The organism is Cedecea sp. P7760, from assembly GCF_013386425.1.
In the GTDB taxonomy this organism is placed as follows: Bacteria; Pseudomonadota; Gammaproteobacteria; order Enterobacterales; family Enterobacteriaceae; genus Cedecea; species Cedecea selenatireducens.
In genome coordinates this window covers 1-22,514 of record NZ_JACARU010000046.1, presented here as the reverse complement: position 1 = coordinate 22,514, position 22,514 = coordinate 1, and the positions used below count along the sequence as shown (strand labels likewise).

Below are 22,514 nucleotides of genomic sequence, written 5' to 3'. Positions count from 1 at the left end.
ATTATCCCGGTAAACGGCTTTTTGGCCTGCCTGGCCCCAGCAGAATAGCCAGTTTCGCCCCGCCCTGGGTCGACTCCATCAGGATCTTACAGACGCTGGTCAGCGGCACCGAGAGCAGCATGCCCACCGGGCCGAGCAGCCAGCCCCAGAACAGCAGCGAGAGGAATACCACAAAGGTCGACATCCCCAGCCCGCGCCCCATCATGCGGGGTTCCAGAATATTCCCCAGCACCATGTGCACCACCAGGAACAGCGCCCCGACCATCAGCATTTCATAGGTGCCGTTAAGCAAGAAGGCCTGAATCATCGGCGGCACGGCAGAGATAACCGAGCCGATGTTGGGAATGTAGTTGAGCAGAAAGCCCAGCACGCCCCACATCAGCGCAAACTGCACGCCCAGCAGCTTTAATCCCAGCCAGATAATGATACCGGTCAGCAGGCTGATAAACGTTTTCAGCGCCAGATAGTGGGTGACGCCTTTTAACGCGCGGTGCATGCCGGCGATGTGAAGCTTCGGATTTGCCAGCGCGAAGCGCAGCTTATAGGGCACGTGACGCACTTCAAACAGCATAAAAATCACCGTCATCGCCAGTAGTAAAATGCTGGCCATCGCCCCTGAAAGACCGGCCATTAAGGTGGTGGCAAAGGTCATCAGCTTGTCGGAGTCGAGCTTTTGCAGCATACGTTCCGGCGACAGCGGCAAATGCAGGAACGGCATCGCATGTTCTATTTCTCGCACCTTCTGCGTCAGCAGTTTGTTGAACTGCGGCATCTGTTCCATGAAATCGTTCATCGACGTTGCCAGCACGCCAACGAGTAAAGTGAGCACCACCAGCATCACCAGCACCACGATGGTTATGGCCAGCGGGCGGTTAAAGCCCCGGCGCATAAACCAGGTGACCAGCGGGTTGAGAACGATGGCGAAGAACAGCGCCAGCAGCAGCTGAACGATGATGTCGGCGGCGGCGTGAATGCCAGCGAGAATAATCACTAACGCGGCAAGCTTGAGCAAAATATGCAGGCCGGTTTTATCGAGTTGAGGGGGAGTCATGCAGACGTCCTGTCAGGAAACGGTGCTTTTAGTGTAGTGCTTCCCGGGCGCGAGGCTGCGGCAGTCTGTCTGAAAATGAAGAAAAAAATGGCCCCGCGAGAGGCGGAGCCATTGATGCATCGCGCAACGCTTACTTGATGGCGATGGTATTGATGATGTTTTCCGCGTTGGTCTGCGCCAGCTGCTGGTTATCCGCAGGCAGCGTTATCTGCATGGTCAGCAGCTTGTCGTCCACTTTCCCAAGGATGATGGAAGAGTAGGCGGTCTGGCCTTTGGCGGAGATAACGCTGTCCAGCTGTTGCAGCTCGTGGCCTTTGATCTCAATGGATTTGTTGGTCACGACCTGAAGCTGCGGGTCACGCGCGCGCTGCTGTTCTTCCAGACGCTTTGCCAGCGCGGCAAGGTCGTCGGTAGTGTTGTCGCCGACAATCACGATCACTGCTTTCTGGCCGGTCGCGTCAGAATAAACGTGCATGTTGTTGGACTGGGTACCCACTTTGCCGCTCTGATCGGTCATGTCTGCCGGCAGGGCGAAGCTCAGCTTGCCGTCCAGCAGTTCGATAGGCTGGCCGCTGGCGCTGCTGGCTGCCTGACTACCGGCGGTAGCGGTTTTGCTGTCGTTGTTGTCACAGGCGGCAAGACCCACTACCAGCAGGCCAATACCGACATATTTTACCAGGTTGCGCATCGCGTTATTCCTTTCCGTTAGCAAGCCACAAGGCCGATGCCTGCATCTTAACACAAGATATTCAGCCCGCGTTTAACCTGGCTGTAGCGCGGAGATTTCGGATTTATCTGCGAGGCGTTTCAACAGCATATTCAGCAATACGCCGTACATCGGCAGGAAGAAAATCAGGCTGATAAGAACCTTGAAGCAGTAATCGACCACGGCGATTTCTACCCAATGCTGGGCCATAAAGGCGTCCGGGCTGCGCCAGAAGGCGATAAAGAAGAACGACAGCGTGTCGCTCACGTTACCAAACAGCGTGGAAGCGGTAGGCGCTAACCACCAGCAGCGGTTTTGACGCAGGCGGTTGAAGACGTGCACGTCGAGGATCTGGCCGAGCGCATAGGCCATAAAGCTGGCGATTGCGATACGGGCGACGAACAGGTTGAAGTGGGTTAGCGCTTCAAAGCCCTGCCAGCTTCCCATGTAAAACAGGGCCGAGATGCCGTAGGAGATAACCAGCGCCGGGATCATTACCGCAAAAATAATTCGTCGCGCCAGCGGAGCGCCAAAAATACGCACCGTAAGGTCGGTCGCCAGGAAGATAAACGGGAAGCTGAAGGCGCCCCAGGTCGTATGAAACCCGAAGACGGAGACCGGAAGCTGAACCAGATAGTTACTGGAGGTGATCACCAGCAAATGAAAAAGCGATAGCCAAAACAGCGCATTAGTGCGCTGGCGAGTGCTGAACTGCATCATGTTGTAGCCTTTTTAGTAGTGGGGTGAGGGAACCCAGTCAAAAATGTAAAGCGCGGGGATGATACTGCTTTAGCTTTTCATTGCAATGGTTAATTTTAACGCAATCGTTCACGCGGCTTGCGCCAGATTTTCCCCGGCGTAAACTAGCGCGGTTTTTGACGACCTGAGAGTGCTATGACCGATTTGTTCGCAACCCCCGACCATACGCTGGATGCCCTTGGCCTGCGCTGCCCGGAGCCGGTGATGATGGTGCGCAAAACCGTGCGCAATATGCCCGTAGGCGAAACGCTGCTGGTGATAGCCGACGACCCGGCCACCACGCGCGATATCCCCGGTTTCTGCCGCTTTATGGAACATGAGCTGGTTGCCAGCGAAACCGACGCGCTGCCTTACCGCTATTTGCTGCGTAAGAGCCACTGATCCCTCTCAGAAAAAGAGGGCAGGTGAGATGCCAAAGCGCCGGGAAAGCCGGCGGATGTGTTCGGTGGTTAGCTGTCGTTCGCCGCTGAGAATGCGGGAGACCATCGACTTGCTGCCAATCTCTTGCTGAAAATCGCTCTGTTTTAATTGGTGATGCTCCATCAGGGTTTTCAGCATGGCTATCCCGGCCGGGATTGCCTGCATTTCCGCTCGGAACGTCTGTACTTCAGGCTGTGCGTTTTCCCAGGCAGAGATTTTGCTGCTGACAATCTCAACCAGTGGATTTTCTGGGTCATTGAGCAGCAGGTATTCGACCAGCTCCAGCGCCGCCAGATAATCTTTTTCTCTGGTGCTGCCACCCAGCAGTGGAACCGCCGTTTTCAATGCTTCGGCGGCTTTAAGCGCATCAGCAATCATCTCTTCTTTCCCCGGTGTGTTTCAGTAAACCGCATGTATTCGCTGTGCGTCATGATATGGCGGATGTAGAACTTCTGGCTGGTAAAAAAGATAAGCGCAATCAGCCTGAGTTCATTGCCGGCGATATTGATGACGTAATGTTTATCGAGGTACTTAAAGTTATCCAGTGAAGGATAAATCCGCTTAAGTGATTCCGGCGTTGGAAAGAAGCCTTTTTCCAGCACTTTGCCGAGAATTTGCAGTTCCTGCTTATGTCTGGGAAATCTTTGACCCGCTTCTATAAGCGTCTTCAGCGTAATCAGATGCATCACTTCATCCTGAAGTTGACTGATTGGCAATAATTATGCCCGCAAGTTGCCAATCAGTCAACTTGCGGGCGGGGGATTCATTTTTACACGTGAGCGTCCTTGCTCCATTGATTGAGTAAAAATCCGGAAGATGCCTCGAAAACTATTTCTTCCGCAGCAGGCGAATGGCGTTCGCCGTTACCAGCGCGGTAGCGCCTGAGTCTGCCAGCACCGCCAGCCACAGGCCGGTCAGGCCGAGCAGGGTGGTGACCAGGAAAATCCCCTTCAGCCCCAGCGCAATCGTCACGTTCTGGCGAATGTTGTTATGGGTGGCTCTGGCGAGCCGCACCATGCTTGCCAGTTCGGTCAGGCGGTTGTGGGTCAGGGCGGCATCTGCGGTTTCCAGCGCGACGTCCGTGCCGCTGCCCATGGCAATACCGATGGTGGCTGCTTTCATCGCCGGCGCATCGTTAATGCCGTCGCCGACCATCGCCAGCGGCGCGGTGGCATTCAGTTTGTTCACCGCCGCCACTTTGTCTGCCGGGAGCAGGCTGGCGCGGTAATCAATGCCCAGTTCGCTGGCTATTGCCGCCGCCGCGCGTGGGTTATCCCCCGTCAGCATCACGCCCTGAATGCCCAGTTGATGAAGGGCAGTAACTGCTTCACGCGCGTCGCTGCGCAAAGTGTCACGCATGGCGATGGTGCCCAGCAGCTGCCCTGAACGCAGTACCACGATGACCGTCTGGCCCTCTTCTTCCTGCTTCGCGATACGTTGCTGCCAGGCTTCGTTGAGTGCCTGAGCGTCAAGTTTGGACGGTGAGCTGAGCAACAGCGTTTCACCCTGGATATTCGCTTCAACGCCAACCCCGGCCAGCGCGCGGTGATTTTCCGCGACGAAAGCTGGCAAATTACGCTGTTGTGCTGCGCTCACAATGGCCTGAGCCAGCGGGTGCGTTGAACCCTGTTCTACTGCGGCGGCGAGCGCCAGAAGCTGGTCTTCTTCTATCCCGTCTGCCACGGCAATGGCGGTGACCTGCGGTTTACCTGCTGTGAGCGTGCCGGTTTTATCGAAGGCGACCTGCTGGATTTGACCGAGACGCTCCAGCGCCGCGCCGCCTTTAATCAACGCCCCACGGCGTGCGGCTGCGGCAAGGCCGGAAGTAATGGCCGCAGGCGTGGAGATAACCAGCGCGCACGGGCAGCCGATAAGCAGCAGCGTCAGGCCTTTATAGATCCACGGTTCCCAGGTTTGCCCGAACAGCAAAGGAGGAACGACGGCGGTCAGTAACGCGAGAAGCATGATAATCGGCGTGTAAATCCGGCTAAAGCGATCGATAAAGCGTTCGATGGGCGCGCGGCGCTCCTCGGCTTCTTCAATCAACCGCAGAATGCGGTCGATGGCGCTGTCGCCGGGTTCGGAAATCACCTCCAACTGAACAAGGCGATCCACGCTGGTGCTGCCTGCGGCGACTTTTTCGCCCTGCTGGCGCTCTACCGGCACGGATTCCCCGGTTAAGGCACTTTCATCAAAGCTTGCAAAACCGCTGAGCAGGCGACCGTCGGCCGGCAGTCGGTCACCGGCGGCGACCTCAATAACGTCGCCGGGGCGAAGCTCGGCCTGAGCGACGGTTTCGCGCTCGCCGTCCCGGAGGCGAATAGCGACGTCCGGCTTTAACGCCATTAAGGCGCTTACCCCCCGGCGCGCACGGCTGGCGGCGTAGGATTCGAGACGTTCGCCGATCAGAAACAGCAGCAAGACCATCGCTGCTTCGGCGGTAGCGCCGATAAACAGTGCGCCGATGGCCGCGACGCTCATCAGCGTTTCAATGGCAAACCAGTTGCCGCTGCGGATCAGGCGGACCGCCTGGCGAGCAATTGGCCACAGGCCAACCAGCGTGGTGGCGATAAACGCCAGGTTGCCGAGCGGGTGGTTGAACTGCTCGAGCCCCCAGCTAATCACCATCAGCACAATAAGCAGGATCAGCGGCAGGTTTTCCTGCAGGCTGCGGCTTTTTTCCTGCTTCGGCGCATTGCCTGCATTCAGGGTGTAGCCTGCGGCCTTGACGGCTTTTTCTACCTCACTGCGAACGTCGCGCGCAGAGCTGACCAGCAGTTTTTCGGTAGAAAACACCACCTGAACCTGCTGAACATCGCTAATCTGTTTCACCGCATTTTCCACTTTGCGGGCGCAGGCCGCGCAGTCCATCCCCTCAACGAGCCAGCTGTAGCGGCTGCCGTTGTCGGCGATTTCCGGCTCTGGATTCTGCGCGGAGCAGGCGTCATCGGCGCAGCAGGAGGGGCCTTCCGCCTGCAGCGGGCTAAGTTTGGCAAACGCAAACTGCGGTGGCTTTTTGCCGTCTTGAGGTGTGTTGAGCATGGCGCCCTCCGGTAATGATAATTTTCTCATTAGCGATGTTACTCTCTGGAGTCAACTCCAGAGTCAAGCCCCTTTTTTGCCTGATAACGTTTCTGGCTCACGGGCGGCAGTTTTCAGCATTGGCCTTTGCTTCCCCAGGGCGCTTCCCCTAGTATTATCCGCAGGTCGGGATGAGAATGAGTCGATGAAAAAACCACTGACAATCAAAGATATTGCGGAGCTGGCGCAGGTGTCCATCGCCACCGTCTCCCGGGTACTGAACAACAACAGCTGGGTGGCAGACAAAACGCGCAGCCGGGTTGAAAAAGTGATTCAGGAACATAATTTCAGCCCAAATTTACTCGCGCGCGGGATGATCTCGAAGAAAACCCAGACGCTGGCAATTGTCGTTTCGGATATCAGTAACCCTTACTTTGTGATGCTGGTGGCGCAGATTGAGCATGAAAGCTTGCGGCTCGGCTACAAGGTCACGCTGTACGACACTCAATCGGCAAACAGAACCTCTCGCGAAGCGCCGGTGGTGCCCGAAGAGCATATTTTTAATTCCATCACCGACAGCCAGATAGACGGCGTGATTATTCTGGGCGGCAACATCGACTACAACGATATTTCAGCGACCTATCTGCAGGAGCTGAAAAAACTCATCGCCACCGTGCCGGTCGTGGTGGTGGGGCGTAAGCTTCCGGGCGTGGAATATGCCTGCGTTGAACGTGACCAGACCGGATGCGTGAGGTTAGCGACTCGTCACCTTATTGATAAAGGCTACCGGCGGATTGGTTTTATCGGCGGGTCGAAGAATGTTTATATTACCCGCGAGCGTGAAGCGGTATTTCGCACCGAGCTGGAGTCAGCAGGGTTACCGGTGGAAAATAGTTTCGTGGTGCTGAATAACTTTTATTTACAGCATGGCTATGAGGCTATTGAAACGCTAATTGCTAACAATGAAGCCTTACCGGACGCCATTGTGGCAATTAACGACCACGTCGCAAAAGGTGCCATCCGCGCGCTAAAAGATAAGAACCTCTCGGTGCCAGAAAATATCGCCGTAGTGAGCTGCGAATATTTTCCCGGCAGCGAATATTTTATTCCACGCATTACCACCGTTGACCATCAAAATGCGTTAATTGGCAAAGAGGTTATGCGGCGATTAATGGCCATCCTGAATCAGAATGCTGACGTGGCCGCGGCAGAAAAGATCCCTCTCAGCCTGACCGGCGGTGAATCCTCTTAGTTTTCAACGGCGGATAACGCTTTTTTCGGCGTCCGCCCGTTTTCCCTTCTGCGATATTTTTTGATCCCGCTAACAGTTGCGCGATCTGGCGTTGACAAGCCTCGCCCGACTCCTCTAGCCTAAAACCTGAAAACGTTTTCAGGTTTTGATTACAGGAGAGCCGATGAAACCGACAATGATGACCTACATCCATGAAGAGCAGGCGACGTTAAGCGCCATGATTGCCCGCTATCCGTCCGATCTTCCGGTCCTGGAGGGGCAAAAGGAGTGGTTGGTTCTGGCTACGGGTTCCAGCATTAACGCCATCAAAAGTGCGAAATACTACGTGGAAAAGCTGGCGGACGTGCGCATCACGGTGGAGGAGCCTTTCCACTTTCAGCACTACGAAAAGTTCAGTGAGACGGCTGATTTGGTGATAGGCGTTTCCCAGAGTGGGGAAAGCACCTCGACCATCAACGCGATCCAGCATATTCGCCAGACTCACCCGGTAAAAACGTTGGGCATCACCAGCAAAACGGGCAGTGAACTGGCGCGAAACGTTGACCATGTGGTTGATATTGAAATTGGCGAAGAGCGCGTGGGCTACGTGACCAAAGGGTACGTTGCCACCATCCTGAAATTCATGCTGCTGGGCGTGTTTGCGGCTCGCCGCAGCGGGAAGATCGACGCCGAACGGGAAGCGGCCGAGCTGAAAAAACTGGATGTGGCAGTGAAAGCTATTCCGGGCATCATCGCCGACACCGAAGCCTTCTTTACCAGGTGGCAGGATGAGCTGGCTGCCTCTCCGCGATTTACCTCGATTGGCTACGGGCCGAGCGTCGGCGTTATCAAAGAGATGGAAACCAAATTTGCCGAGACGATTCGCGTTCCTTCCCAGGGCGTGGAGCTGGAAGCGTTTATGCACGGGCCCTATTTCGAAGTGAACGGCACTCACCGGATGTTCTTTATTGATACGCCGGGCCTGGCTCGCGAACGTTTATTGCTGCTGAAAGCCTATGAGCAGAAATATACCGACTACGTGTACACCATTAAATTAGGCGAGGACCACGATCCACGCACGCTGGCGGTGAAAGCCGATGTTGATGAGTTTATTGCTCCGCTGATCATGGTTATTCCGTTCCAGATACTGGCTCACCATATTGCCGAGGCGAAAGGGAATAACCTTCCGCAGCGAATTTTCACCGATTTTGGCGTTGCGGTGAAAAGCAAAACTAAACCGGGCGATTACGCCTGATACGGGCTGTACCCTACACAACAATAATTTCCATACCTTGCTACTAAGGAATGATTATGGCTACCTTCAGTCAACTTGCCCGGCAGATAATTCAGCACGTCGGCGAGGCAGAAAATATAGAGCATCTTACCCACTGCGCAACCCGCTTGCGTTTTACCCTCAAAGACAAAAGTAAGATTAATAAAGACGAGCTTTATAAGTTGCAGGAGGTAGTCAAGCTGGTTGAAAACCCAGGGCAATTCCAGATTGTGATTGGGCCAAAGGTTGAAAAAGTCTTTCAGGCAATAACGGCGCAGATGGGCGAGCCTTCCGCAGAGGAGCCCGCCGCGCCGCAGGGCTCGGTGATTAACCGCCTGCTGGCAACGCTTTCGGCGATTTTCACCCCTTACATCGGCGTACTGGCGGGCGTTGGGGTTGTGAAAGGTATCGTGGTTCTGTTGCAGACGATGAACCTGGTCGATACCCACTCCTATGTTTTTACCGTGTTCAATGCGCTGTCGAGCGGCGTCTTCGTCATGCTGCCGATGTTTATTGCGGTCACCGCGGCGGAACGCTTTAAGGCCAACAAGTTTAGCGCCCTGGCGCTGACGGCCGCGATGATCTTCCCGCTGACGGATGCCAGCGTGCCCGGCGCATTCCACGTCATGGGCCTGGCTCTGAACGTGAAAATCTACGGCGGGGCAGTGATCCCGGCGGTGTTTGCCGTGCTCTTCCTGAGCCACGTCGAACGCTGGCTGAAAAAGGTGATCCCTGAGATTGCCGCGCTGGTGTTCGTGCCTTGTTTATCGTTGATCATTAGCGGCTTTGTGGTGTTCACCGTGATTGGCCCGGTGGCTGATTATGTCGGCGTTGGCATCGCCAACGGCTATGCGTGGCTGTACAACCTCAGCCCGGTAATTTCCGGCGCGCTGCTGGCGGGGATTGGGCAGCTGTTCGTGGTGTTCGGCGTGCACTGGGGCATTATTCCACTGGCGCTGATTAACATTCAGGTCAACGGCTACGACACAATTATGGCGATGTTTATGTCGGCGGTTATGGGGCAGTTTGGCGCGGCGTTCGGCGCTATCTTTATTGCCCGCAACCTGAAAGATAAGCAAATTGCGATTTCCGCCTCGCTTTCCGCCTTCTTCGGCATTACCGAACCGGCTTTGTACGGCGTGAACCTGAAATACCGCATGCTCTTCGTGTTTGGCTGCATCGGCGCGGCGCTGGGCGGCGGTATTACCGGGCTGCTGGGGGTGAAAACCTACAGCTTCCTGCCGGTGCTGAACGTGTTCGAACTGGGGCTGTTTAGCGGGCCGGATTCAAAGATGATCTATGAGGTGATTGCGATCGCGGTGGCGTTTACGGTGCCTGCGGTATTAACCATTATCTACGGCAAAACCCGCAGGCTGGAACCTGCCTCCCTGGCGGAAGACAGGCGTTAACCTCAGATATACAGGGCGCGAACAATCATGAAGTGCCCGGCAAAGTAGCAGGCGGCAGCAATCGCGCTGTCGCCTCTGAAACGATGCCGATAGTGGCTGACCAGCCAGACGATATTGCCCAGCAGCAGCAGGCTGGCACCCACAAACCCGGAGAAGCTTGGGGCCGTCGGGCGGAAGAAGTAAAGCTCGGCCGCCAGCCAGACCATCACCAGCGTCATGCCGATAAATGTCAGAATAGGCATGCGCAGGGCTTCAAGCCGCGTCCAGATAGTGGCCACCAGCAGCGCACCGATAATCAGCAGGGCAAGAGGCAGCGGCCAGAAGATGGCTAAGGTCATCTGGCTGGCGAAATAGATGGTATACAGCAGGTGTGAAAGGAAGAAAGCGCCTACCGCATAGAGCAGGCGCTGGGTCGGTAATAGCGTGAGAGCATCGCCGACAAGCGTTGCCAGAAGACCCGCCACAATCAGGTAGCCCGCAGCTTCAAACATCGGCGCTTGCCAGGCCAGGAGCAGCAGCAGGAGCAGGGTGACCGGCTTGAAAATCCAGCGCTGCCAGGTGGACCCGCGCCAGGAAGCGTCAATGTAAATCCAGGCAGATAACGCAACAGCAATAAATGACCAAAGCATGGCATATCCTTATTCTAATTGTTGGCGTAACAGTATTCAGTCTAGTGGCTAAGCGTCGCAGATGACAACGGCGCGGCGCCAGGGTTATGCTTAAAAGTGTCTGACAATTAGAGAAAAAGCCATGAGTAAGCCTCCCATTTTCATTATCGCGATCGTTGTGGTGATAGCCGTTGCCGCTTCTTTCCGCTACCTGCAGCAGCGCCGCCAGAACATCGAAAACGACGCGGCACCGCTGAGCGTAAAAAAAGTGGTGGTGGCGACCAAACGTGAAAAACCGTCCAATGACAGGCGCTCGCGCCAGCGGGAAGTGACGCCGCCGGAGGACTCAATCCGCTATGAGATTTGGTTTGCGCCCCAGAGCGGCGGCATGGAGATGAAAATGCGGGTAGCAGCGGCGGAATACAATGCGGTAACGGTGGGAGATAAAGGCACGCTGAGCTATAAGGGGACGCGCTTTGTCAGCTTCGTCCCCGAAGAAACTCACTTGCCCTGACGCAGCTTTTTCTGCCAGATAAGCAGTTCAAACACGCCGAAGACAAAGATCTTAATCTGCTCAAGACGGCCAAGCGCCGGGCCGTCTTTTGGCTGCGTGGCTTTCAGCAGGCTCAGCTGCAGGCCGTGCATAATCACCATAAAGATCAGCGCGACGTTAACAAAAATGTTTAGCGGGCGCGGATAAGGGTGAATCAGGTTAAAAATCAGAAAACCCCAGACGCAAAGCATCAGCAGGCGGCCAAAGTTAATCAGAATCGGCATTATGCGGCTCCTTGAGCTTCACGAATAAACAGGCGGTAAGCCACCTGACCGGCGACTTTCTCACGGTGTAACGCCCAGCTTGCGGGCACCACCGGCAGACCATTTTCCACTTCACTTTCTACGTAAATTAGCGCCTCATCCGCCAGCCAGCCATTTTTCTCCAGCAGGCTAAGCGTTTCATCCAGCAGCCCTTTACGGAACGGCGGATCGACAAACACCACGTTATGCGGCGTGCCAGGCTGGGCGAGAACGCTGAGCGTATTGGCGTTGAGCACCTTGCCGTGGCTGGCTTTCAGGGTCGCCAGGTTCTTTTGTAACTGCTGGGAAACCGCGCGATCCATCTCAATCAGCGTTGCGCTGGCGGCATAGCGGGAGAGCGCCTCCAGGCCGAGCGCACCGCTGCCGGCAAAACAGTCGAGACAATGCGCATCCACCATTGACGGAGCCAGCCAGTTAAACAGCGTTTCGCGTACGCGATCCGTTGTCGGACGCAGGCCGGGACTGTCGGGAACCGGAAGTTTTCGACCGCGCCATTGGCCGCCGATGATGCGAATCTGGCCGGAGCCAGCGGATTGGGGTTTCTTCATTGCTCTCACTGCGATGCTAAATTTTGCGGCTATTCTAACGGTGCTCGCCCGGCCAGGAAACCTTAATCCGCCGGAGTGATGCCGCGCCGGGAAAGTGATAGACTAACGCACTATTTTTTATGCCCGTGGCAAGCAGAATCGGGTCTGTGCCATGAGTTAACAGCGAGGAGTGTAGTCGCAAATGGCGAAAGAGAAAAAACGTGGCTTTTTTTCCTGGCTGGGATTTGGCCAGAAAGAGCAGCAGCCGGAAGCAGAAACAGAACAAAAAGTAATAGAAGAACAACCGGTTACTGAACAGGCTTCCACACAGGATGAACCTCAACAGCCTCAGGCTGTTGAGCAGGATAAGCAGGATTTAGTTAGTGAGCACTCACTGGAGGAGTCCGAAAAGTTTGCCGGGCAGGTCGTGGAGGTTAACGAGCAGCTCGTAGAAGAAGCCGAAGAGAAGGCGCTTGTTGCCGAGCCGGAAATGATTCCTGAGCCGGAAGTGACCGTTGAGCCTGAGATTGTGGCCGAGCCAGAACCTGTGGCGGTTATTGAACCTGAGCCTGTTGTTGAACCTGAAGCCGTTGTCGAACCTGCGGTGATTGAACCTGCGGTTGTTGTCGAAGAGCCGGAAGTCATCGAACAACCGGTTGCCGCCGTTGAGCACGAAACGCTGCCGCTGCCGGAAGAGATTGTTGAAACCGCAGAGCAGCCGGACGAATGGCAGGCCGAGCAGGACGAGATCGTCAACGAAGAAGTGGCTGAAGCCGAAGCATTGTTTGCACACGAAGAATTGTTTGCACACGAAGCTGCCGTTGAAGATGAAGCCGTTGCGCAAGAAGTCCTTGATGACGAACCGCAAGAAGAGGCTGTCGAAGAAGCTGCTCCGATTGCCGCGCTGCAAGAGCAGGAAAAACCGACTAAAGAAGGCTTCTTTGCTCGCCTGAAGCGCAGCCTTGTCAAAACCAAACAAAATCTCGGTTCCGGATTTATCAGTCTGTTCCGCGGCAAAAAAATCGATGATGATCTGTTTGAAGAGCTGGAAGAGCAGCTGCTGATTGCCGACGTTGGGGTGGAAACCACGCGTAAAATCATCACCAACCTGACCGAAGGTGCAAGCCGCAAGCAGCTTCGCGACGCCGAAGCGCTGTACGGTCTGCTGAAAGAAGAGATGAGCGAAATCCTCGCCAAAGTGGATGAGCCGCTGAATATTGAAGGCAAAACGCCGTTTGTTATCCTGATGGTTGGCGTGAACGGCGTGGGTAAAACCACCACCATCGGCAAACTGGCCCGTCAGTTTGAGCAGCAGGGTAAATCCGTGATGCTGGCGGCGGGCGATACCTTCCGTGCGGCGGCGGTTGAGCAGCTGCAGGTTTGGGGCCAGCGCAACAATATTCCTGTCGTGGCCCAGCACACCGGCGCGGACTCCGCCTCGGTTATCTTCGATGCTATCCAGGCGGCGAAGGCGCGTAATATCGACGTGTTAATCGCCGATACCGCAGGGCGTTTGCAGAACAAATCGCACCTGATGGAAGAATTGAAGAAAATTGTCAGGGTTATGAAAAAGCTGGACGAGGATGCCCCGCATGAGGTTATGCTCACCCTCGACGCCAGCACCGGTCAGAATGCGATAAGCCAGGCTAAACTGTTCCACGAAGCGGTGGGGCTGACGGGCATCACCCTGACCAAACTGGATGGTACCGCCAAGGGTGGCGTAATCTTCTCTGTGGCAGACCAGTTCGGCATTCCGATTCGCTACATTGGCGTCGGCGAACAAATTTCTGATTTACGACCGTTTAATGCGGGCGACTTTATAGAGGCACTTTTTGCCCGAGAGGATTAACAATGATTCGCTTTGAACACGTCAGTAAAGCCTATCTCGGTGGGAGACAAGCGTTGCAGGGAATCACCTTCCATATGCAACCAGGCGAGATGGCCTTTCTGACCGGCCATTCTGGCGCAGGGAAGAGTACTCTGCTCAAGCTTATCTGCGGTATCGAACGGCCAAGCGCCGGGAAGATTTTTTTCAGCGGCCACGATATCAGCCGCCTGAAAAGCCGTGAAGTGCCGTTCCTGCGTCGCCAGATTGGCATGATCTTCCAGGATCACCATCTGCTGATGGACAGAACCGTGTACGACAACGTGGCCATCCCGCTGATCATCGCGGGCGCCAGCGGCGAAGATATTCGTCGCCGCGTGTCTGCGGCACTGGATAAGGTCGGGCTGCTGGACAAAGCGAAGAACTTTCCTATCCAACTCTCCGGCGGTGAACAGCAGCGCGTCGGCATCGCTCGTGCCGTAGTAAACAAACCTGCGGTACTGCTGGCGGATGAACCGACCGGTAACCTTGATGATGCGCTGTCGGAAGGCATTCTGCGCCTGTTTGAAGAATTTAACCGCGTGGGCGTGACTGTTCTGATGGCTACCCACGATATGGGGCTTATCTCGCGTCGCAATTACCGTATGTTGACGCTCAGCGACGGCCATTTGCATGGAGGCCTGGCAGGTGAATAAACACAGTGCGCTCAACCATATCAAGCGCTTCAGCAACAAGCTGGACAAGATTAACCAACTGAATAAGTTAGGCGCTCTTGGCCGCTCGGTGAAAAAGCGTGGCAAAGGGCCGCAGTCCAAAAGCAAATCCCTGAAGGGCGGCGTGAACGAGCAGTTCCGCTATGCCTGGGAAGGGGCGCTGCAGGACCTGAAGAGCAAGCCGCTGGCGACTTTCCTGACGGTGATGGTGATTGCTATTTCCCTGACGCTGCCGAGCGTCTGCTATATGGTCTACAAAAACGTGAACCAGGCGGCCACCCAGTATTATCCGTCGCCGCAAATCACCGTTTACCTCGATAAGGCGCTGGACGACAACGCCGCGCAGCAGGTGGTGGGCGCTATCCAGGCGGAAGAGGGCGTTGATAAAGTTAACTACCTTTCCCGCGAGGAAGCGCTGGGCGAGTTCCGTAACTGGTCGGGCTTTGGCGGCGCGCTGGATATGCTGGAAGAGAACCCGCTGCCGGCGGTTGCGGTGGTTAACCCTAAACTCGATTTCCAGAGCACGGATCACCTGAATACGCTGCGTGACCGCGTGGCGAAGATTCATGGCGTCGATGAAGTACGCATGGACGACAGCTGGTTTGCCCGTCTCGCGGCGCTGACCGGCCTGGTTGGGCGCGTGGCGGTGATGATCGGCATCCTGATGGTGGCGGCGGTGTTCCTGGTGATTGGTAACTCGGTGCGCCTGAGCATTTTTGCCCGCCGCGATACCATTAACGTCCAGAAGCTTATCGGTGCTACCGACGGATTTATCCTGCGCCCGTTCCTTTATGGCGGGGCGTTAATCGGGTTCAGCGGTGCGTTCCTGTCGCTGATCCTGTCTGAGATCCTGGTGATGCGTCTGTCGTCGGCGGTGACGGACGTGGCGCAGGTCTTCGGCACGAAGTTCGATATCAGCGGCCTTGGCTTTGACGAGTGCCTCCTGTTGCTGCTGGTCTCTTCGATGATCGGCTGGCTGGCAGCCTGGCTTGCCACTGTTCAACATTTACGCCGCTTTACGCCGGAGTAAAAAGTTTTTGATATACTCATTCCCTGCTACGATAACGTCGTCAGCAGGGAGTGCGTTTTACACCGCTGTGCCCCCTGCCATGCTGCAACAACCGTCACACTTTGTGTGTAATCTATTCACAGCTTTACATTGAACTTGTGGATAACATCACTGTCTGAGAGTACAGTGAATGCTACGGTTTGGCCCCTGACGTGTTGTCGGTGTGCCATAAGTCAGTAAAATGGCAACCTGTACGTAAGTCTCTAAGAGAGGGTTTGAATGACCAAAGAAATGCAAAATTTAGCTTTAGCCCCTGTTGGTAACCTGGAGTCGTATATCCGGGCTGCGAACGCCTGGCCGATGTTAACGGCTGAGGAAGAGAAGGAGCTGGCTGAAAAGCTGCATTACCAGGGCAGTCTGGAAGCAGCGAAAAAGCTGATCCTGTCTCACCTGCGCTTTGTTGTTCATGTTGCGCGTAACTATTCCGGTTACGGCCTGCCGCAGGCAGACCTTATCCAGGAAGGCAACATTGGCCTGATGAAAGCAGTACGCCGTTTTAACCCGGAAGTGGGTGTTCGCCTGGTCTCCTTTGCGGTGCACTGGATCAAGGCAGAAATTCATGAATACGTGCTGCGTAACTGGCGTATTGTGAAAGTCGCAACGACCAAAGCACAGCGTAAGCTGTTCTTTAACCTGCGTAAAACCAAGCAGCGTCTGGGCTGGTTTAACCAGGATGAAGTCGAAATGGTCGCCAACGAGCTTGGCGTGTCCAGCAAAGACGTGCTTGAGATGGAATCACGCATGGCGGCGCAGGATATGACCTTCGACATGTCTAACGACGACGATTCCGACGGTCAGCCAATGGCGCCGGTGCTGTTCCTGCAGGATAAATCCTCTAACTTTGCCGAAGGCATTGAGGACGACAACTGGGAATCTCACGCCGCCGACAAGCTGAGCGATGCGATGCAGGGCCTGGACGAGCGCAGCCAGCAGATTATCCGCGCGCGCTGGTTGGATGAAGACAACAAGAGCACGCTGCAGGAACTTGCTGACCGCTATGGCGTTTCCGCCGAGCGCGTTCGTCAGCTTGAAAAGAACGCGATGAAAAAACTGCGCGCCGCTATCGAAGCTTAACGCCGATACCGTACCGCGCACCGATAACGCCCCACTTTATGCTGGGGCGTTTTGCTTTTTAGCCTCCGGCATACATTCCAGCAGCACGGCAAACGCCGCCTCCATTTCGCTCTCCGGCAGGCTGGCAAACCCCATCAATAACCCCTTCTTGCGCTGCCCGGTCAGGTAGTAACGCGACAGCGGACGCACCAGAATATTGCGGGCGTTGGCACGCTGCGCAATCGCCACATCATCGGCCTCATCCGGCAGGTTCAAAATCAGGTGCAGCCCGGCGTTGTCGCTGAAGTCGGACAGCGCCTGAGGCCCGCAGTGGCGGGAGATAAGCTCGGTCAGGAAGGCGCGGCGACGGCCGTACAGCAGGCGCATACGGCGAATATGGGCCGAATAGTGCCCGGCAGTAATAAATTCCGCCAGCGCCTGCTGGATAAGCGAGTGGCCGCCGCGATACAGCTCCGCATGCGCCGTTTTCAGGTCATTTATCAGCGGCCGCGGCAGCACCACGTAGCCGAGTCTGAGCCCTGGATAAAGCGTTTTGCTGAAGGTACCGATGTAAACCACCGGCGCCTCGGCGACCAGCCCCTGCAGAGCGGGGATCGGCTGGCCTGAGAAGCGAAACTCGCTGTCGTAATCATCTTCAATAATCCAGCTGCCGTGCTGGCGGGCAAGGGCCAGCAGGCGCTGACGACGCTCCAGACTCATCACCGCGCCCAGCGGGTACTGATGAGACGGCGTGACGAAGATTAAGCGCGGCGCTTCTGTTACCGTCTCCGGCGGGCAAAGGCCGTTCGCGTCGACGGTGAGCGGTGTGATCCGCACGTCATTCATCGTCAGCACGTGACGAATTCCCCAGTAAGAAGGCTCTTCGATCCACGCCAGATCGCCCCTGTCGCACAGCATCCGGGTGACCAGATCGATAGCCTGGTGGATCCCTTCGGTGATAAGAATTTGGTCGACCTGGCAGTTTACGCCGCGTGAAACCCGCAGGTAGTCGACAAGGGCATGCTGTAGCTCAGGCGTACCGCCGTTGCAGCTATAGCTCAGACGTTCGGGTTTAGGACGGCGGCTGATGCGCGCCTGAATCTTGCTGAATAGCGGATGAGGGAAAGCGTTAACGTCCGGGACACCAGGAATAAAAGCTCCCCACTGGCGCGGGCTGGCGCTGACCTGGGACAAAAGATGCTGGCCACGGCGGGAAATTGAAACCTCCGGGGCAGGGGGCGCGCCGCTTTCGCCAACGTTCCCTGCGGAGGTGAAGCGATCCGGCAGCGTTTTTTCAACAAATGTTCCGCTGCCCTGGCGGGAGGAAACGTACCCCTCAGTCATAAGCTGCTCGTAAACTGTTAATACAGTGTTACGGGAAATACTGAGTTCGCTGGCCAGATCGCGGGAGGCGGGCAGGCGGCCGTGGGGCGGCAATGAGCCATCCAGAATTGAGCGCCGCAGTGCGTTATAAAGGCGCTTATGCAGCAGAGTATCGGTCTCTTCCTGCAGCCGGACAAGAATCAAATCACCCACTAAATCTCGCAATTGGATCCCTCAGATAATCTGAATTGGTACTCGATTATAGGGCCAATACCTGTGTAAATAAACGACATTGTTTCTGATTTGTTGCGATAAAGTGACTGACATAACAGGAGAGACCAAGGTGAAAAGTGCAGAGCTGAATCAGCGTCGTTTACAGGCCACGCCGCGCGGCGTGGGCGTGATGTGTAGCTACTTTGCAGAGAAGGCTGAGAACGCCACCCTGTGGGATGTGGAAGGCAATGAAGTTATTGATTTTGCTGCCGGGATTGCGGTGCTGAACACCGGTCATCGTCATCCGAAAGTGATTGCCGCCGTGGAGAAACAGCTACAGGCCTTTACCCACACGGCTTACCAGATTGTCCCTTATGAAAGCTATGTGTCGCTGGCCGAGCGCATTAACGATCTGGCACCTATCGACGGCCCGGCGAAAACCGCGTTCTTCACCACCGGTGCAGAAGCCGTTGAGAATGCTGTAAAAATTGCTCGTGCCTACACCAAACGTCCTGGACTGATTACCTTTGGCGGCGGCTTCCATGGCCGTACCTTTATGACCATGGCGCTGACCGGCAAAGTGGCGCCTTACAAAATCGGTTTCGGCCCATTCCCAGGCTCCGTTTACCACGCGGTTTACCCCAATGCCGCGCACGGCGTAACGACTGAGGATGCGCTGAAAAGTCTCGACCGTATCTTTAAAGCGGATATCGCCGCCGATCAGGTTGCGGCCATCGTGCTGGAGCCGATTCAGGGCGAAGGCGGCTTCAACGTTGCCCCACCTGAATTTATGCAGGCGCTGCGCAAGCTGTGCGATACCCACGGCATTCTGCTGATTGCCGATGAAGTACAGACCGGCTTCGCGCGCACCGGCAAGCTGTTCGCCATGGACTATTACGACGTTAAGGCCGACCTGATGACGATGGCGAAAAGCCTGGCCGGTGGTTTCCCGCTGTCCGGCGTTGTGGGTCGCGCTGAAGTGATGGATGCACCTGCGCCTGGTGGCCTGGGCGGTACTTATGCAGGTAACCCGCTGGCGGTTGCTGCGGCTCATGCTGTGCTGGACGTGATTAAAGAAGAGCAGCTGTGCAAGCGTGCAAACCAGCTTGGCGAACACCTGAAAGAGGTGCTGAACCAGGCTCGCCAAGGCTGTCCGGCCATTGTTGACGTACGCGGGCAAGGCTCGATGGTGGCGGTGGAGTTTAACGATCCGCAGACCGGGAAACCTTCGCCGGAATTTACCCGCGAAGTTCAGCTGAAGGCTCAGGAACAAGGGCTGCTGCTGCTGAGCTGCGGCGTCTACGGCAACGTTATCCGCTTCCTTTATCCTCTGACTATTCCTGATGCTCAGTTCACCAAAGCGCTGGCCATTCTGTCCCAGGTGCTGAAGGGCTAAAGCCCCGTACTGTGCGGCGGCAGGGAAGCCCGTCATAACACAAGGTTTTGTTGCCCAGCGTGAAGTGGTTTATCACCCTGATATCCCCTGTTTTCCGGCGGGCGTTACCGCCGGAGTAATACGGAAAATATTATGTCTGAAAACTCCACCTTCTCTCCCGCCATCGCGCGCGGGGAGCGAACGGCTGTCCCCGGTAAATCCCTGAGCTTCGTTGAAGGCGTGTCGATGATCGTCGGCACCAACATCGGCGCGGGTGTGCTTTCCATAGCCTATGCGTCGAGCAAAGCTGGCTTCTGGCCGCTGCTGTTCTGGCTGGTGCTCGTGGGCAGCCTGACCACCGTGACGATGCTTTACGTCGCCGAATCCACCTTGCGTACTCGCCAGCATTTGCAGCTCAGCGGACTGTCGCTGCGCTACGTCGGTCGCTTTGGCGCGCTGATGATGTTCCTCTCGGTTTGCGTGAACAGCGTGGGCGCGTTGACCGCCTATATGACCGGCAGCGGCAAACTATTGCACTCCTTATTTGGTATTTCTCCGGCGCTGGGCAGCGTGCTGTTTTTCATTCCTGCCGCAGGCGTGCTGTATATGGGCCTGAAGGCCATCGGGCGCGGGGAAAAGTTTATCAGTATCGGCATGGTGGTGATGATCGCGGTGTTGGTTATCGCCACCTTGCTGAAAGAAACGACCAGCGTGGGCTACCTGCTGGAAGGCAACTGGCTGTACATGGTGCCGGTATTCAACGTGGTGGTGTTCTGCTTCTCGGCGCAGTACATCGTGCCGGAGATGGCGCGAGGGTTTGCCGATAAACCAGAGAAGCTGCCGAAGGCGATTATCGTTGGCATGGTTGTAACCTTCGCGCTACTGGCCCTGGTGCCAATGTCGGTCATCATGCTTAACGGCCTGGACGATATCTCTGAGGTGGCGACCATTTCATGGGGGAAAGCGCTGGGAGAGTGGGCGTTCTTCTCGGCGAACCTGTTCGCGCTCTGCGCCATGCTGACCTCGTACTGGGGGCTGGGCGGCAGCTTCCTGACCAATATCTTTGACCGCTTCCGCCTGGGCAGCGACGAACTCTCCCTGAAGCGTTTCCTGGTGCTGCTGGTGGTGGCGATTCCACCTTTCGTACTGGCCTACAGCGGGCTGGTGTCGTTCGTGAATGCGCTCTATTTTGCCGGCGTGTTCAGCGGCGTGATTTTATCGATTATGCCGATTCTGATGATTAAAGGCGCTCGTCGCAGCGGTGATGTCACGCCGGGCTGGACCTGTCCGCCGTTTATGACCCACCCGCTGATTCAAATTTTCATTGTGTTGCTTTACCTCTGCAGTGCCGTTTATGCGGTTGCTTCCGCTCTGGGATACCTGCCTGCGGGCTGGTGATTTTGATGCTTGCTCCCCCGCGCCTGGAAGCATTCCGGCGCGGTTATTTTTTTGTCACATTCCCGTTATCTAACCTTCAAATATGTCTTTCCAAATTATCGCAAATGGCGCTATGTTTAGCATAGTGTGCTGCCGTAGCGCCGGCTGTCGCCCTTAAGTTAGCTGTCATATGCTTTTCTTATACCTACAAACAGAATAATGCGCTAACAAACAACAACACAACAAATTCAATAACCATAACAATGGGGACTCTCAGGATGAAAATGACGGGTAAAGCCTTACTGGCAGGATGCATTGCACTGGCAATGAGCCACGCGGCGATGGCAAAAGATATTAAGGTCGCGGTAGTAGGGGCAATGTCTGGGCCGGTTGCGCAATACGGCGACCAGGAATTCACCGGTGCCGAGCAGGCGGTGGCCGACATTAACGCTAAAGGCGGGATCAAAGGCGACAAACTGGTTATCACGAAATATGACGATGCCTGTGACCCGAAACAAGCGGTAGCGGTTGCCAACAAAGTGGTGAACGACGGTATCAAATACGTTATCGGTCACCTGTGCTCTTCTTCTACTCAGCCAGCGTCTGATATCTACGAAGACGAAGGCATTCTGATGATCACCCCGGCGGCAACCGCCCCGGAGCTGACCGCGCGTGGCTATAAGCTGACCCTGCGCACCACCGGCCTGGACTCAGATCAGGGCCCAACCGCGGCGAAATACATTCTGGAACACGTGAAGCCTAAGCGCATTGCCGTTATCCACGATAAGCAACAGTACGGCGAAGGCCTGGCGCGTTCCGTGCAGGACGGCCTGAAAAAAGGCGGTGCTAACGTGGTCTTCTTTGACGGTATCACCGCCGGTGAGAAAGATTTCTCCACGCTGGTTGCGCGCCTGAAGAAAGAAAACATCGACTTCGTTTACTACGGTGGTTACCACCCGGAAATGGGGCAGATCCTGCGTCAGTCCCGCGCCGCTGGCCTGAAAACCCAATTCATGGGGCCGGAAGGCGTGGCGAACGTTTCTCTGTCTAACATCGCCGGGGATTCTGCGGAAGGCCTGCTGGTGACCAAGCCTAAGAACTACGACCAGGTTCCTGCCAACAAACCAATTGTGGACGCCATCAAAGCTAAGAAACAGGATCCAAGCGGCGCATTCGTCTGGACAACCTACGCGGCGCTGCAGTCTTTGGCCGCTGGCCTGAACCAGAGCGAAGATCCGGCTGCAATATCTAAATACCTGAAAGGGGCGACCGTGGATACCGTGATGGGGCCGCTGTCCTGGGATCAGAAGGGCGACCTGAAAGGTTTTGAGTTCGGCGTGTTTACCTGGCATGCCAACGGCACGGCCACCGACGCAAAATAAACCGCAAACGGCAACCCTGGGTTGCCGTTTTAGTGTTTACGCAAAGGTTTCTCGCAGAGGTTTCTGGAGCGATATTTTTTAACCCGTAGTTTTTCCGTTCACCCGTATATCCGTTTTCCATATAAGTTCCCAGCACGGTGAACGTGTCTGGGGGATAACGCCATCCCCCGAACAGCCCCGGCGCCCGGCGAGCTCATCGCCGCTAAAGCGGTAAACCCACCGGCTATCACCCAAACAGTCGGGGTCGTTCGCGATTCGTTCCCGACGATCGCTCTCTTTCGCTGTTCCCGACAGCTCAACCCCGCCTGAGTTGGGTCATCACCGGGGGCGATGAGAGCCGGGGACAAGGGCATGGCTGTAGGT

22 protein-coding genes are annotated in these 22,514 nt (G+C 55.8%); 12 read left to right on the top strand and 10 right to left on the bottom strand.

From position 1 onward, the window contains the following. Position 1: 1 nt before the first annotated feature. The 3 genes from HX778_RS15685 to HX778_RS15675 form a co-directional block, all read right to left on the bottom strand. On the bottom strand, positions 2-1,051 hold the full coding sequence (locus tag HX778_RS15685) for an AI-2E family transporter (RefSeq protein ID WP_038477852.1): 1,050 nt from the start codon (positions 1,049-1,051) through the stop codon (positions 2-4). Positions 1,052-1,181: 130 nt separating this feature from the next. After that, positions 1,182-1,739: a DcrB family lipoprotein gene (locus HX778_RS15680; protein WP_038477855.1), complete on the bottom strand. Its 558-nt coding sequence runs from the start codon at positions 1,737-1,739 to the stop codon at positions 1,182-1,184. Positions 1,740-1,811: 72 nt separating this feature from the next. Further along, a complete protein-coding gene (locus HX778_RS15675) occupies positions 1,812-2,477 on the bottom strand; it encodes a 7-cyano-7-deazaguanine/7-aminomethyl-7-deazaguanine transporter (protein ID WP_016538599.1) in 666 nt (221 codons plus the stop codon). Positions 2,478-2,651: 174 nt separating this feature from the next. Here HX778_RS15675 and tusA point away from each other — a divergent pair, with 174 nt between their 5' ends. After that, on the top strand, positions 2,652-2,897 hold the full coding sequence (gene tusA, locus HX778_RS15670) for a sulfurtransferase TusA (protein ID WP_008458604.1): 246 nt from the start codon (positions 2,652-2,654) through the stop codon (positions 2,895-2,897). A 6-nt stretch (positions 2,898-2,903) separates the two neighbouring features. Here the strand turns inward: tusA and HX778_RS15665 are convergent, their stop codons facing one another. The 3 genes from HX778_RS15665 to zntA all read right to left on the bottom strand — a co-directional run bounded on the left by HX778_RS15665 (position 2,904) and on the right by zntA (position 5,978). Further along, positions 2,904-3,314 carry a type II toxin-antitoxin system HigA family antitoxin gene (locus tag HX778_RS15665; RefSeq protein WP_038477859.1) on the bottom strand — a complete coding sequence of 137 codons (411 nt, stop codon included), beginning with the start codon at positions 3,312-3,314 and terminating at the stop codon, positions 2,904-2,906. Continuing rightward, on the bottom strand, positions 3,311-3,622 hold the full coding sequence (locus tag HX778_RS15660) for a type II toxin-antitoxin system HigB family toxin (RefSeq protein ID WP_176982478.1): 312 nt from the start codon (positions 3,620-3,622) through the stop codon (positions 3,311-3,313). The genes HX778_RS15665 and HX778_RS15660 overlap by 4 nt, the downstream gene beginning before the upstream one ends. Before the next feature lie 142 nt (positions 3,623-3,764). Continuing rightward, complete coding sequence (gene zntA, locus HX778_RS15655; protein WP_176982477.1) at positions 3,765-5,978, bottom strand: Zn(II)/Cd(II)/Pb(II) translocating P-type ATPase ZntA; 2,214 nt, start codon at positions 5,976-5,978, stop codon at positions 3,765-3,767. A 184-nt stretch (positions 5,979-6,162) separates the two neighbouring features. Between zntA and HX778_RS15650 the strand changes: the two genes are divergently transcribed. The 3 genes from HX778_RS15650 (at position 6,163) to HX778_RS15640 (ending at position 9,870) form a co-directional block, all read left to right on the top strand. Further along, entirely contained in the window at positions 6,163-7,209 is a 1,047-nt protein-coding gene (locus tag HX778_RS15650; RefSeq protein ID WP_176982476.1) for a LacI family DNA-binding transcriptional regulator, read from the top strand. 163 nt (positions 7,210-7,372) lie between these two features. Further along, entirely contained in the window at positions 7,373-8,443 is a 1,071-nt protein-coding gene (locus HX778_RS15645) for an SIS domain-containing protein (RefSeq protein WP_176982475.1), read from the top strand. A 56-nt stretch (positions 8,444-8,499) separates the two neighbouring features. Then, positions 8,500-9,870 carry a PTS transporter subunit EIIC gene (locus HX778_RS15640; protein ID WP_255483410.1) on the top strand — a complete coding sequence of 457 codons (1,371 nt, stop codon included), beginning with the start codon at positions 8,500-8,502 and terminating at the stop codon, positions 9,868-9,870. Between the two features lie 2 nt (positions 9,871-9,872). On the opposite strand, the gene HX778_RS15635 is transcribed toward HX778_RS15640, so the two are convergent. After that, positions 9,873-10,499 (bottom strand): lysoplasmalogenase, encoded by a 627-nt coding sequence (locus tag HX778_RS15635; RefSeq protein ID WP_038477877.1) that lies wholly within the window; start codon positions 10,497-10,499, stop codon positions 9,873-9,875. Between the two features lie 121 nt (positions 10,500-10,620). On the opposite strand from HX778_RS15635, the gene HX778_RS15630 reads away from it, so the two are divergent. Continuing rightward, positions 10,621-10,992, top strand: a complete 372-nt coding sequence (locus tag HX778_RS15630; RefSeq protein WP_038477889.1) for a DUF2500 domain-containing protein — start codon at positions 10,621-10,623, stop codon at positions 10,990-10,992. Here the strand turns inward: HX778_RS15630 and HX778_RS15625 are convergent. Beyond that, positions 10,980-11,249, bottom strand: a complete 270-nt coding sequence (locus tag HX778_RS15625; protein WP_167549842.1) for a DUF1145 family protein — start codon at positions 11,247-11,249, stop codon at positions 10,980-10,982. The genes HX778_RS15630 and HX778_RS15625 overlap by 13 nt on opposite strands. A gap of 5 nt (positions 11,250-11,254) precedes the next feature. Next, positions 11,255-11,842 carry a 16S rRNA (guanine(966)-N(2))-methyltransferase gene (gene rsmD, locus HX778_RS15620; protein ID WP_038477895.1) on the bottom strand — a complete coding sequence of 196 codons (588 nt, stop codon included), beginning with the start codon at positions 11,840-11,842 and terminating at the stop codon, positions 11,255-11,257. 181 nt (positions 11,843-12,023) lie between these two features. Between rsmD and ftsY the strand changes: the two genes are divergently transcribed. The 4 genes from ftsY (at position 12,024) to rpoH (ending at position 16,502) form a co-directional block, all read left to right on the top strand. Continuing rightward, positions 12,024-13,670 carry a signal recognition particle-docking protein FtsY gene (gene ftsY, locus HX778_RS15615; protein WP_176982473.1) on the top strand — a complete coding sequence of 549 codons (1,647 nt, stop codon included), beginning with the start codon at positions 12,024-12,026 and terminating at the stop codon, positions 13,668-13,670. A 2-nt stretch (positions 13,671-13,672) separates the two neighbouring features. Beyond that, positions 13,673-14,341, top strand: coding sequence for a cell division ATP-binding protein FtsE (gene ftsE / locus HX778_RS15610; RefSeq protein WP_038477901.1), 669 nt, complete (start codon positions 13,673-13,675; stop codon positions 14,339-14,341). Continuing rightward, entirely contained in the window at positions 14,334-15,389 is a 1,056-nt protein-coding gene (ftsX, locus tag HX778_RS15605; RefSeq protein WP_038483115.1) for a permease-like cell division protein FtsX, read from the top strand. The genes ftsE and ftsX overlap by 8 nt, the downstream gene beginning before the upstream one ends. Positions 15,390-15,647: 258 nt before the next feature. Then, a complete protein-coding gene (gene rpoH, locus HX778_RS15600; RefSeq protein WP_038477904.1) occupies positions 15,648-16,502 on the top strand; it encodes an RNA polymerase sigma factor RpoH in 855 nt (284 codons plus the stop codon). Between the two features lie 36 nt (positions 16,503-16,538). Here rpoH and HX778_RS15595 read toward each other — a convergent pair whose 3' ends face one another. Continuing rightward, on the bottom strand, positions 16,539-18,029 hold the full coding sequence (locus HX778_RS15595; protein WP_176982472.1) for a PLP-dependent aminotransferase family protein: 1,491 nt from the start codon (positions 18,027-18,029) through the stop codon (positions 16,539-16,541). A gap of 118 nt (positions 18,030-18,147) precedes the next feature. Here HX778_RS15595 and HX778_RS15590 point away from each other — a divergent pair, with 118 nt between their 5' ends. The 3 genes from HX778_RS15590 (at position 18,148) to HX778_RS15580 (ending at position 22,151) form a co-directional block, all read left to right on the top strand. Next, complete coding sequence (locus HX778_RS15590; protein WP_038477910.1) at positions 18,148-19,413, top strand: 4-aminobutyrate--2-oxoglutarate transaminase; 1,266 nt, start codon at positions 18,148-18,150, stop codon at positions 19,411-19,413. Positions 19,414-19,545: 132 nt separating this feature from the next. After that, positions 19,546-20,790: an amino acid permease gene (locus tag HX778_RS15585; RefSeq protein WP_154187495.1), complete on the top strand. Its 1,245-nt coding sequence runs from the start codon at positions 19,546-19,548 to the stop codon at positions 20,788-20,790. A 257-nt stretch (positions 20,791-21,047) separates the two neighbouring features. Beyond that, the gene (locus HX778_RS15580) at positions 21,048-22,151 is read left to right on the top strand and encodes a branched-chain amino acid ABC transporter substrate-binding protein (RefSeq protein ID WP_162473298.1); all 1,104 of its coding nucleotides are present in this window, start codon (positions 21,048-21,050) and stop codon (positions 22,149-22,151) included. Positions 22,152-22,514: the final 363 nt, after the last annotated feature.